The sequence below is a fragment of the Microcoleus sp. PH2017_34_RAT_O_A genome (assembly GCF_020737885.1).
Taxonomy (GTDB): domain Bacteria; phylum Cyanobacteriota; class Cyanobacteriia; order Cyanobacteriales; family Microcoleaceae; genus Microcoleus.
The window spans coordinates 28,774-41,443 of the sequence record NZ_JAEQDD010000054.1 but is presented as its reverse complement, the minus strand read 5'-3'; the positions used below and the strand labels follow the sequence as shown (position 1 = coordinate 41,443).

Sequence of the window (12,670 nt, the reverse complement as noted above, 5' to 3'; positions counted from 1 at the left end):
GATAGAGTTTAGCCAGCAAGATTAGAGAGATTGAGTTATGTAACTGATTTAATACATCAACGTAAATTGACTTTTATTTGCAGTTGCCTTCGCTCAATCTCCCCTAAGTCAGCTTGAATGGTCGCTTGCAACTGTGTCAACCGCTGCAATTCCATTTTTTGTTCGTTCAACATACCATCTACAACAGATTTGTAGTGAGTAATGTAAGCATTAATCCGCTGATTGATGGCTGTCTTCAGATTGTCCGCATCTTTCTTTACTGTTGGTTGCACCTGTTGTTTGATTTCAGCAAAACAGTTATAAATTTTAGGTCTAATTTCATTCCAAATCTTTTGCTTGCGCTCGTCAAGTAAGCCACGAAATACATGAGAAAACAAGCCTGCCATTGCATTACCAAAACTTGAACTGTTGAGTTGTTGTGCTGAAGAAATAACTGAATATGTATTGATTGAAATATTACTACTTGCGAACACCGAATTAGTTTCAACACGCCCACCTAATGCTTGTAAGCTCCGATAGACTTCAGTAAATTTTTTATCAAAATATTGCCCAACTTCGTGTGCAGACTGAGAAAGATTCTGGCATTCATTTTGAATACTATCACTTAGTAAGTTTTGTTGCTCTCGTAAAATTGTCGCAACCTTAGTATTAACAACATACTTGAGATCGTCCCAATCACTTGCGCCAAAAATAGCTTCTTTTACTTTAGCAGTAGTTCGATCTCTAAAATTGTCAACATGATCGTTGATTTTATTTTCCGAGCGACTAGCAGTTCTATCGATCATATTAATACACTCTCTATATTGTTGATTTTTAAAAGATTCAATATCTTGAATCGTTTCTTTCTGAATTTTTGATTCTTTTTCCTTGTATTGATTCCATTGAGATTGTAAATAACTTTTGATTTGATTAAATAGCTGACCAAATAAACCTTGGATATTTTCACTAATAATCGCATTTCGTTCAGCTTTTAAGCGTTCTATGATTTCAACCTGCATTTGCGTGAATTGCTCGATCCAAAATTCGGGGTTATTTACTGCTTGCTGCTCTCCTGTGACATCATCCATAACAACCTGAGCAGAACATGAATACAATTTATTAGGATTAACTTCTAGCTGATCTACCAATCTCTCTCTCACATTAGCCAACATTCTATTATGTTCTCTCTGGCGAATTTGATCCATGCGGCTAACAACAAATATACAGCGATCTAGCGAAGATTGTATTGTCGAGATCAAAAATTCCGCCAAAGTGTCACTTACAGGTTGTGTAGCAGGAATTATAACAATAGCAACATCAGCTTCGTTTTCTACAATTTCTCGTGTAATTTGTGCGTGTCTGGTATTGGTAGCATTAGTACCAGGTAGGTCAATAATCACGATATTATTTTGTAGAAAAGTGGCTGGATGATTAATATTAACATCAATAACTTCTTTGGCTATCTCTTCTTCAGACGTAACTTTGTGAATAAACTCCCTAATATCTATACCCTTAGCCCTAATGTCTTCAGATGTAATTATATTTGTAAGATTATTTGAGCTGTTAAAAAGGCTGAATAAAAAAGCAACGGTATCATTTAAAAAATCTTCAATAGCAGTTACTATGTCAAAGTCTAAACCTAAATTCTCGAGAAATCTAATAATAACTGATATAGCATTTCTAGTCCAAAATCTTCTTGGTTTAATTATTTCTGGTACTTGCCTAAAATTTATTTCTATGTTAATTTCTTGACCATAGCGTAATCTAGTAGCAGCAGCAGTTGTCACTAAAGCTGATGTTTTCAGCAAATTATCACGAATTAAAGCATTAATAAATGTACTTTTACCACTAGAAAATTCTCCAATCACTGCTAAGTAAAGATTGGGGTCGTTTTGTCTTTGCTGAATGCGTTGTATTAGCTGATGTAACTCACCTCTTTGGGATTCCGGCAGTTGCGATCTCTCAATTACATTCTCGGCAAATTGTATATGGTCATCATAATTATTCATATTACTATCCGTTAAATTTTGGGTACAAAAAAGCGGAATTGCCCGATCGCACGCACCCCAAACAAATACCGCAACGCCTAAGCATCCAGTACCAACTCGGCCCCGCACCAAGCAACATCTTGCTCCTATATCTATGTATTCGGCTTCAATCCCGAATTTTTACGCAGAATTTGGCGTATTGTTACAAATCTTTACACTAGCCCACCAACCGCTGCTGTATCTGCACCCTAAGCTCTTGACAAACAGCTCTATCTTTTTACAGCAGAGCGCTCGCCACATCCGTTCCTGAAATGATAAACTAAGCATACTCAGATAACAACTAGCCAAAGCTATAACTTTAGTTAGGCTATGACTATCAACTAAGCGGGACATACTGCGATGACATCCAATGAGGAGATGTTTGCCGAAGCTGCGAATAACTGGGACTTGGAAAGGCTCTACAAAGCTATGGCAGAAGCCAAGTGGCAAGTATCTCCTCGTTCCAGAAAGGGACTCACAGAACGGGAAAAGCTTTTTTTGCGCGGTTTGCTGTGTGGCCACAGTCCTGCGGAAATAGCTAGCCAACTCCATCAAAGTCGTAAAGGTGTTGAGGTTTATATATCTAAAACTTTATATCAATACTTTAAAAAAATTACAGATGTACCTAATGAAAAGGTAAGCAACTGGAGAAATATTCACAACTCCCTAGAGGAAGCTGGATATAAAACTATGCCATCTGTGAAATCTCACTCAAGCAATTATTCACCCCAAGTTCCATTAGTAAACATAGTTAACATAGGTTTGAATAATCAAACTCATACAATAACAATTGACATTCACCTCCAACTAACATTACCTTCGCTTTCAGAGCCAACAATCACAGAAGACATGGATACAAAAGATCGCCCCTATACAAACTAATCTAACTGAAGTGCGATCGGCTTAATAAGACTCGATGTGGCCCAGAAACCGGGTTTTTTCCAAGTTCCTTCGTTGTTACCCGCCGATTTGGTAAAAAACCCGGTTTCTTTGTCGGAGTCCATAAATTTTGTTATTGATGATTGTAGCCGATCGCTCTTCGATTTCAGCGATCGCTTGAGGCAAAGCACGAGAGAAAAATGAATTACAGAAACCTGGCGGGCACCATCCACCGCCCCTACATAAATCGATCGCGCCTCCTATCAATTTTCGCCAAAACAGCACCGGAAACATCCGCCAGAATGCTGATAATCCGATACAAAGCGACTGCACTCAAAATTATACCCACAGAAAAGCGATCGTCCAAAAGGGCGATCGCCGTTGCTTCAAATACTCCCATCCCCCCCGGCGCACCCGGTACAACCAAACCCACAACAAACGCCAAACCAAAAGCACCGAACAAGTTGGGAATATCGATAAAATTTACCGGATTTAAAGCCATTACCGTTAGCAAAAAACCGCTGCCCCGCAATCCGATAAAACAGATTTGTCCGATTAACGGCACTAAAGGATAGCGTTTTATTGGCAAATTATTTTGGCGCTCGGACTTGACATTAGATATTTTTTTAGCTAGATTGGAGCTAGACTCTAAAGGCGAAATTAGTCGATCGCCCGCAGCATCCCCAACCTCTGAATTTTCCCCCTTGTTCTTGGATAACTTCAACCGCTCTACAAATAGGACGATCGGATTTAAAATTCGGGGATGAATGGCTATTAAAATAGCAGCACAGCCGACAATTCGCAAATAGCCATCGGCGCCCTCAAAACAAATCAACCCAATCAGCACGCCCGCAGAAGCCATCAGCAACGGTTCCAGCAAGACGCTGAGAGTAGCAGCTTTGGGCGCAATGCCTGCCTTTTTGGCCTCCAAGATGCGACCCCAAAAATGCCAAATATTCCCCGGTAAATACTTGGCAATATTAGTCTTGAGAAAAACTTGAATCGCCCAGGCGGCATTGACAGGTTGGCGGAATTCGCGCAAAATCAACATCCACACCCAGCCGACAAAAATTAGAGACAGTAACGTGATACCAACCGCGATCGCCAATAACGGAAAACTTTCGGCTCGAATTCGGATATTAGCGACTTCTTGCCAATGACTTACAAAAGCTTTGGCAATAAATAAAAACGTGCCGCCCAAAATCACATAGCGCAAATAAGGCTTTAAACGTGATTTGGCGAGGTTGAAAAAATTCTGAATTCGATGCAAGTGTTGTTTTCCCATTTTCCGATCCTGATTAATGAATTTGGGATGGTAGATTTATTAAGGACAATTTCATGTTTGAAATCTAAAATTTAGATCGATCGCAATTTAAGGAGTAAATTTTTATGGCCGGCCCGAGCCCCGACGGATTTTCCTATCTTTTAGATGATAGCGCCAATAGTTTCGCATTAACTCCGGGCTTTTTGACTCCTTATCGTAACGGACTTTTTGCCCTCGGAGGTAATGATTTTATTGTCGGTGCCTCGGATGCCGATCGCCTCAGCGGTGATAATGGTAACGACAGACTCCTCGGCGGTGGCAATTCCGATACTCTCTTCGGTGGTGTCGGGAATGACTTGCTTAACGGCGGTGCCGGCAATGACTTCCTATTTGGCGGTAAGGGCAGCGATACCTTGCAAGGAGGTAGGGGAGATGATAGCCTCAACGGCGGCAACGGTAGCGACGTTTTAATGGGCGATGGAGGCAAAGATACGCTGACAGGGGGTTTGGGCGCAGATACCTTTGTCCTTCGCAGCAACTCCCCAGTCTCAGATCCGGCTGTTGCAGACGCGATCGCTGACTTTAACAGTTTTGAGGATGCGATCGGACTAACTGACAATCTTACCGAAGCAGACCTCACTTTAGAAACAGTTTCCGGCACTCCCAATACAGTAATTAAAATTCGCCAATCCGGTGCTATTTTAGGCTTAGTCGCCAACACATCACCACAAAACCTCAGCGGTAAGTTCATCTCTGCAAATGCCGTATTGGGCAACCAACTCAGCCAAGCCCGAGATTTAGGCGTTTTGAGCAGCACTCAAACCATCGCTGACTCGGTTAGCAACGCCCGCCCAGACAACCTTTATCGCTTTACTTTGCCTGCAAATAACGACTTTAAATTAACTGTCAGCGGTTTTAGTGCCGATGTTGACGTGGCTGTGATTAAAGATATTAACGGCGACAATTCTATTGACTTTACCGATATTATTGCTTCTGCTAAAGAACCCGGTTTATCGCCAGAGTCTATCGATCTCAAAAATTTGGCAGCCGGAACATACTTTGTCCGAGTTTATCAAAACCAAGGTAATACAAATTTTACCCTAAATTTATCTGCAACTCCTGCAACTATTGTTCCTGACAATCCCAGCAACTCACCGGGTTTTGACTCTCGTTTTGGGTTCGGTTTGGTGAATGCAGCGGCGGCAGTTGCTAAAGCTCAAGGTGTGCCAACTTTTCCTGATGTTCCCGACTTGGGCGGCGATGAGTGGGGCAGAGACTTAATTAAAGCTCCAGAAGTTTGGGCGAAGGGCTTGACTGGAGATGGCATTGTCGTAGCAGTTATCGACAGCGGCATTGACTACAATCACCCAGATTTAGCAGGGAATGTTTGGAGCAATGGGGGGGAAAATGGCGTTGATGCCGCAGGTAGAAATAAAGCTAGCAACGGCGTAGATGATGATGGCAATGGCTTTGTAGATGATTTCCGGGGATGGGATTTTGCCAACAACGATAACGATCCAATGGATGATAACAATCATGGCACTCATATCTCGGGTTTAGTTGCTGCGAAAAAGGATGGAGTGGGAATAACTGGAACGGCTCCGACTGCCAAGATTATGCCTTTGAAAATACTCAACAGCACAGGAGTAGGCAAAATTAGGGATGAAATTAATGCGATTAATTATGCGGTGGCAAATGGGGCAAAGATAATTAATGTAAGTTTTGGCGGTCAACAGTTCAACGAGCAAGAGTTGAGCGCGATTCAAGCGGCGGAAGCTAAGGGCGTGGTGGTGATTTCGGCGGCAGGAAATGATGCTCGCCCGGATGTAGATTATCCGGGTAGGTTTGCAACTGAGGTAGGCATTACTGTCGGTGGAGTTAACCGGAATGGCTTGTTTACCGATTATTCTAACCGGGCGGGATCTAACACAATTAGTTATTTTGTCGCTCCGGGTGGCGACGGCGGCAGGGCTGATGCTGGGGACGTTTATTCAACGGTGTCGCTTTCTCAACCGGGGGTTCCCTATCGATATTTTGCGGGTACTTCCATGGGAGTGCCGCACGTATCCGGGGTGATAGCTTTGATGTTGCAAGCCAATCCCAGTCTGACTCCTGCTCAAATTAAGCAGATTCTGGCGGAAACGGCGAGTCGATCGGTTTAAAAAGGTACGTTGTTGCGCTTAAGCGCTCTTTCAAAGGTACGTAGTTGCGCTTCAGCGCTCTTTCAAAGGTACGTAGTTGCGCTTCAGCGCTCTTTCAATATATATATCAGAGCGCCTAAATATATATACCCTTTCTCAAAAAGATGAGGTATAACTGACAGCTTATATAACCCTTAAACCAAGAGGGCTGAAGCCCAACAACATACCTCATCTTTCTGATAACCGCTATAAGAGCGCTCAAGCGCAACAACGTACCTAAAAACTTAATAATTGGCGGCGTAAGTCAAGTCAAATTGACGGCACAGGGTGATGCAGCAGTAGCCTGGTCGATCGAATACTAACTCGTAATTCATCTCGCCATCTATTTTGGTAATCGGCTGCTTTAAGGGGATGCCGTGAATGTCGTATTGGCGGCGTTCTAAGGCACTCCAGTCGATAATTTTGATATCGATTTGGTTCTGCAACTCACTTGCGATCAGATACAGGTGCATCTTGTCTTGAACTTTCCCAGTCAGGGGAATTTTCATTAACACTGACTGAGTGACAAGGGGTTTTTGGTCGTTGGGATGCTTCTGAGTGTGGCAGTTGTTGAGTTCGATATCGTAAGGTTCTAGCTTAAATTTCTCTCCATTGGCGATCGAGGAAGAGTGCAAATCTTGCAGGCACTTTTCTAGATGAGGGATTAGCCCTAAATCTGGATCGCACAGCAGTCTGCGAATATTGGAGGTTTCAGTTACTGTCATTTTAGATTTTTGATGTTATGTTTGTGATTCTTAAATCATAGCTTACCGCAAAAAGTAATTATGTTCTATTATACTTGCGACATAGTTCCAAAAACCAGGTTTCTGGGCAGTATTTCCCGGCAAACCAGATTTTGATTAGTTAATGTTTTTATAGCCTTTCTCAGAAAGATGAGGTGTGACTATAAATGGAGTTTTTTATGCGACCTCGCTTACTATATAATAAATATAAGAGGGCTCCCATCCCAACAACGTACCTCACTTTTTTGAGAACCGCTATAAATTATTTTTTGGTGAGTTTCCACAGATTGAGTTCGACATTACCGCCAACCGGATCTATTTGATAGTTTTGTTGCCCAATTGCCGATCGCAAATCTGAGGAAGGCCTGTATAAAAACAACTCGCCCAAACCGCTGGGAATTTTCGGAGGTTCTGGTTTTTTTCGTGCCAACTCTCGATTTGTGTAACAAGAAGTGTAACAGCGGGGTTGGATTAGCAGTTTGACTTTTGGTTGCAGGCGATAACTTAAAGGCATGATGTATGCGATATTCGCATCGCTGATAATTAAGGGATTGCTTGCAGAATTGACAGTCGCTGCGACTTCTAATTCCGCACGCAACCAACCGCTGCCTTTATTCCACCAACTATCGGCTTGAGAACTAACTCCACCGGAGATGATGCCTGCACAAAACAGTGCAACTATAACTATTTTCCACAGTCTTTGCAGTTTTGAGTTATCAAAATTGTTGCTAATTTTCACAGACAGCAGGTAAGCAACTGCTAGCTGAATTCCCACATAACAAGGAACTAAATATCGCGGATTTGCCGATCGCCTCCCGCCTTTAAGTATATCGGGCACTGCCAAAAATAAGGCAGTTGTGGCAATTAACAATAATATCAACAACCAAACCCGTTTTGGTGTTTGCCGGCATAGAAAATAAAGGGAATAGCCGACTAAAGCTAGAATCAGGATGCCAACGGGAATTACCAAGGCTAGTTGTGCGGCGTTGGCAGTGCCATCAATCCCAATATCAAAAAATCCTATGCTGACTGCGCCCACCCACCTGCTGACTAATCTGAAGAGATTTGTTTGTTCTGCCCATACTGTGGTACTTCTAACTTGATTGAAGTTTTCGACAATATTTACGAGGGAAGGCATGAAGCCAATTAAGGCGACCATTGCTGCTGCATAATAGGCAATAAATGTTTTAACATCGCGCCAGTTGGCAATAACTGCGACGTAGATTGCGTGGGCTGCGGCTACGCAGATAAATAATAAGTGGGTGTACAATCCCATTGCTGCTGTGACTGCGTATAGTGTCCAGTGAGAAATCAGCAACATTGGATTTTGATTGACATCCGGGCGCATTGCTCGCAATAAGGCTGCACTGGATAAAATGGTAGTTAATGTCCACAAACTGTACTGTCTGGCTTCTTGGGCAAACAGGATGTGGTAGGGAGAAATGGCGAGAATTGCGATCGCCATCCAAGCCACAGCAGAGGATTCAAATAACTCCCAAGCCAGCCAATAAATGGCGGGAAATACTAGCAAGCTAATGACGGCGGCCAAACTTCTCATTGTTGCCACGGAACTGCCGAACCATTGCGCCCAAAATCGCGCTAGTATGTAATAGAGTGGCGGGTGTTGGGGGTCTTCGGTTGTTAAGGAATTGAGGGTATTGCTTAAAGTTTTTTGGGAGTTGATCTGCTGGTATTTTTGTAAATCCGAGGGCGAAGTTATTTTCTGGTATGAAATTTGTTTGATAATTTCGGCTTCGGTGTAGCCGGAAACTCTTAAGGAAGTATAGTTTTCGTCGATCCAGTAGAATTTGCGATCGAGATTGACAAATCGAAATAAAATGCCGATCGCCAATACGGCTATAATTAAAAATCGCAACCACTTCTCAAGTGGAGGGTTGTGAGAATTTAGTCGATCGCGATTTTCAGTAGATTCCATTTTTTAGCTAGCTAATCTCGCAGAACTTTTTTGATGTCACCCACAGACAACACGGTTCGTAGTGAGGACTTTAGTCCTTCTGTCTAAAGATCCGATAGAGATCGAGGACGACAAGACATTGTAATTAATCCACTTTCACGCTCAGAGCATCCCGTTTTTGTAGGGGCGAAGCATTCGCGCTGACAATCTCTCCTATAGTCGATAGGATACAGGCGCGAATGCTTCGCCCTTGCGGATATGTTTGTACAATCGGGATGATCCCCTTTCCCTGTTTTCTAAAGTCTGTCATAACTTTAAAAAAATGGTATTAGTGCTTCTTTCTTTCTTAATAGCCAGAGAGAGGACTGAAGTCCTTACAGACAACATGGTTTGTAGTGAGGACAGGTGCATCTGGTTTTTGCAGAGGGCGAAGCATTTCGGCACATAACTTATGAGTGAGAATCAGAGATTTACTGCCGAAATGCTTCGCCCCTACAAATCGTCAACTGTCAACTGTCAACTGTCAACTGTCAACTGATTAATCGTCTACTCCTTCAATCGGTGCAAAACCTTGGCGCTGAATATTTTCAGTTATAGTACGAGGTTCGAGGAATTGCAGCAAATAATCCGGGCCGCCCGCTTTGGAACCAACTCCCGAAAGTTTGAATCCTCCGAAGGGTTGGCGCGATACCACAGCGCCGGTAGTTCCGCGATTGATGTACAGATTTCCGACTTCAAAATCGGCTTTGGCGCGATCGATATGCGAAGGCGTGCGAGAATACAATCCACCAGTTAAAGCGAAATTCGTATCGTTAGCAATTGCGATCGCCTCATCGAAATTATGAGCCCGAATCACCGACAAAACTGGGCCGAAAATTTCTTCTTGGGCGAGAGTTGCAGTCGGCGCTACTTCCGTCACAATCACTGGGCCGACAAAATAGCCTGTTTGGGGCGCGGCCATTTCTAAGGCTATCTTAGCTTCAGCGCGACCTTTTTCGATGTATTCGCGGATGCGCGACTGCGCCGTAGCATCGATGACAGGCCCGACTTGAGTGCCGGGATTTTCAGCAGGGCCGACATTGAGCGATCGCGCTGCTTCTACCAATCTTTCCACAAAAGCATCGTACACCGACTCGACCACAATTACTCGCGAACAAGCGGAACATTTTTGACCGCTATATCCAAAGGCAGAATAAACTACGCCAGCAACTGCTTGGTCTAAATCCGCACTTTCATCGACAATAATTCCATTCTTGCCACCCATTTCCGCAATTACTCGCTTCAGGTGTTTTTGTCCCGGTTGCAAAATCGCAGCTTGGGCATAAATCTGACAGCCAACTTCCTGAGAACCTGTGAAGGTAATCATGTGAACGTCGGGATGTTTCACCATGTAAGCGCCGACTGTTGAACCTTTGCAAGGTACGTATTGAAATACGCCTTTGGGGATGCCTGCTTCTAGCAAAATTTCAGCTATCTTTGCAGCAATTACTGTGGAAAATTCCGCAGGCTTGAGTAAGGTACAGTTACCTGCAACTAGCGATGCAACTGTCATCCCGACGGGAATTGCCAGGGGAAAATTCCAAGGTGAAATAATCAGAGAAATGCCGCGCGGTTGATAGGTATAGCGGTTGTTTTCTCCGGGGATGTCGTAATTTTGCCCTTGTTCCAACCGTTCCATTTCGTCGGCGTAGTAGCGACAAAAATCAATGGCTTCGGAAACTTCGGCATCGCATTCTCTGACTGGTTTGCCGACTTCAAACACCATCCAAGCTGACAGTTCGTGGCGCCGCTGTTCCATCAATTCGGCTGCTTTGCGGAGGACTCCGGCGCGCTGGCGGACGGGGGTTTTGCGCCAACTTGTGGAGGCTGCTTTGGCTGCTTCTAGGGCTTGTTTGGCTTGTTCTTCAGACAGCAATCCGATTTTTCCGACTACTTCTGCGGGATTGGAAGGGTTGAGGGAATTAACTGTTGTTTCGGTGTTTTGGTACTCGCCATCGATTAGTGGCAAATATGTTTTACCTAGGTTGGCGCGCACTGATTTGATGGCTGCTTCTGCTTGTTGCCGCAATTTGGTATTGGCGTAGTCGGTATCGGCGACGTTGGGAAATACTTTGCTGTAAGCTATCTGGTCGTTGCCATTAGCGACTGGGGCGGCTAATAATTGTTCGATCGGCATTTCTTCGGAACTTTGCCGAATAAACGAACTGTTGGCGGTATTTTCCAGCAATCGGCGGATTAAATAAGCCATACCTGGGAGCAAATCGCCGTAGGGACAGTATACTCGGACGCGATAACCGCGATCGACTAAAAGCTTAGCCAGTTTGTCGCCCATACCGTACAGCACTTGCATCTCAAAGCGGCGGCGCGGTATATTGAGAGTCTCGGCAATCGCGATCGCCCTGGCTTGCGATCGGACGTTGTGACTTGCGATCGCAGCATACAAATATTCGTGATTTTCCAGCAGTAACTGAGTCATCTGCTCAAAATTTGCATCCGTAGCAACCTTGTCATTGTAGACAGGCTGCGGCCAATCCTTCTGCATCGCCTTGATAGTTTCCTGATCCCAGTAAGCGCCTTTCACCACACGCACCGTTACCGGATTTCCGCGTTTTTTCGCCCAAGCAATAATGCCTTGCAAATCTTGTTTGCTATCACGCAAATATGCCTGCATTGTAATTCCGACATCTGTGCGACTGCGGAACTCTTCCTCTAACAATAAGTCTTTGAGAATGCTGAGAGTTAAACTCTTATATTCGTACTGTTCCATGTCGAAGTGAACAGCCGCACCCAACTCTTTAGCGCGCCGCAATAACAGGCGAATTCTCTCGCTAACTTTTTCCTCGCTGCCTTTCGCATCCAGCGGATCGAACTGAGAATAAAAAGCCGTTAACTTGACAGATACTTGCACTCGCGGCAGAGTTTCGCCGTCAGCCTTATCAATCGCATCTACCTGCGACCAATTCTTAGCTGCACTGCTCAATTCGGTCATCAATTCCAAATAGCGATTCAGATAAACTTCCGCCTCAGTTTCAGTAATCACAGCTTCGCCCAAAAGGTCAACTGTAAAACCCATTTTATCTTTGCGAAGTCGTTCTAAGGTTTTAATTACCTGCTTGATATTTTCCCCAGAAATATACTTGTGCGCCAAAGTTTCTACAGCAGGTGCAACCGTCGTCGCCGCCAATTGTCCAGGAATCGAATCAGCGTTAGTAAAACTTAGCAATTTTTTCAAAGCTTCCGGCAATTCTACCTCTTCCACAGTCAGGTATTCTTGCAAGTGGCGGGCAATTTCCGGCTTGCTGCGGAGTGCGGGTAAACAGTCAATAAATCGAAACAATTGCACGCGCAGTCCGGGGCTAGCCATTGCCCAATCCATCAGTTTATCGTCCCAACGCATTTGGTCTTGCAATTGACCGAAAAACGATCGCTTTTTGTCTTGAGTTGCCTTAAGGATTTCTTTAGCAATTTCCTGAGTCTTTGCTTCGTAGATGCTTGGAGATACTTGTGCGACCATTGGTAATTAGTAATTGGTAATGGGTAATTGGCAACGGGAGCATCTCACTTTTGCATTTACAGTGCGAGCGTCCCCGCTCGCGTATTGTACAATACGCGAGCGGGGACGCTCGCACTACAATAAAAAAAATGCTTTTTACAAAACTGAGATGCTCCCATTGGCAACCAGG

General features: G+C 44.1%; 8 protein-coding genes. 2 read left to right on the top strand and 6 right to left on the bottom strand.

Annotated elements, in window-relative coordinates:
• Positions 1-56: 56 nt before the first annotated feature.
• A complete protein-coding gene (locus tag JGK11_RS18820; protein ID WP_293212461.1) occupies positions 57-1,988 on the bottom strand; it encodes a dynamin family protein in 1,932 nt (643 codons plus the stop codon).
• 378 nt (positions 1,989-2,366) lie between these two features.
• Here JGK11_RS18820 and JGK11_RS18815 point away from each other — a divergent pair, with 378 nt between their 5' ends.
• Entirely contained in the window at positions 2,367-2,888 is a 522-nt protein-coding gene (locus JGK11_RS18815; RefSeq protein WP_293212459.1) for a LuxR C-terminal-related transcriptional regulator, read from the top strand.
• Here JGK11_RS18815 and JGK11_RS18810 read toward each other — a convergent pair.
• Positions 2,885-3,118: a hypothetical protein gene (locus JGK11_RS18810; RefSeq protein WP_293212458.1), complete on the bottom strand. Its 234-nt coding sequence runs from the start codon at positions 3,116-3,118 to the stop codon at positions 2,885-2,887. The two genes, JGK11_RS18815 and JGK11_RS18810, sit on opposite strands and share 4 nt — an antisense overlap.
• A 5-nt stretch (positions 3,119-3,123) precedes the next feature.
• Complete coding sequence (locus JGK11_RS18805; protein WP_293212457.1) at positions 3,124-4,170, bottom strand: UPF0104 family protein; 1,047 nt, start codon at positions 4,168-4,170, stop codon at positions 3,124-3,126.
• Between the two features lie 104 nt (positions 4,171-4,274).
• On the opposite strand from JGK11_RS18805, the gene JGK11_RS18800 reads away from it, so the two are divergent.
• Entirely contained in the window at positions 4,275-6,311 is a 2,037-nt protein-coding gene (locus JGK11_RS18800; RefSeq protein WP_293212456.1) for a S8 family serine peptidase, read from the top strand.
• A 263-nt stretch (positions 6,312-6,574) separates the two neighbouring features.
• Here the strand turns inward: JGK11_RS18800 and JGK11_RS18795 are convergent, their stop codons facing one another.
• The 3 genes from JGK11_RS18795 to pruA all read right to left on the bottom strand — a co-directional run bounded on the left by JGK11_RS18795 (position 6,575) and on the right by pruA (position 12,501).
• Entirely contained in the window at positions 6,575-7,054 is a 480-nt protein-coding gene (locus JGK11_RS18795) for a hypothetical protein (RefSeq protein WP_293178197.1), read from the bottom strand.
• Between the two features lie 280 nt (positions 7,055-7,334).
• Entirely contained in the window at positions 7,335-9,008 is a 1,674-nt protein-coding gene (locus JGK11_RS18790; RefSeq protein ID WP_293212455.1) for a glycosyltransferase family 39 protein, read from the bottom strand.
• A 517-nt stretch (positions 9,009-9,525) separates the two neighbouring features.
• Complete coding sequence (gene pruA, locus JGK11_RS18785) at positions 9,526-12,501, bottom strand: L-glutamate gamma-semialdehyde dehydrogenase (protein ID WP_293196697.1); 2,976 nt, start codon at positions 12,499-12,501, stop codon at positions 9,526-9,528.
• Positions 12,502-12,670 lie beyond the last annotated feature (169 nt).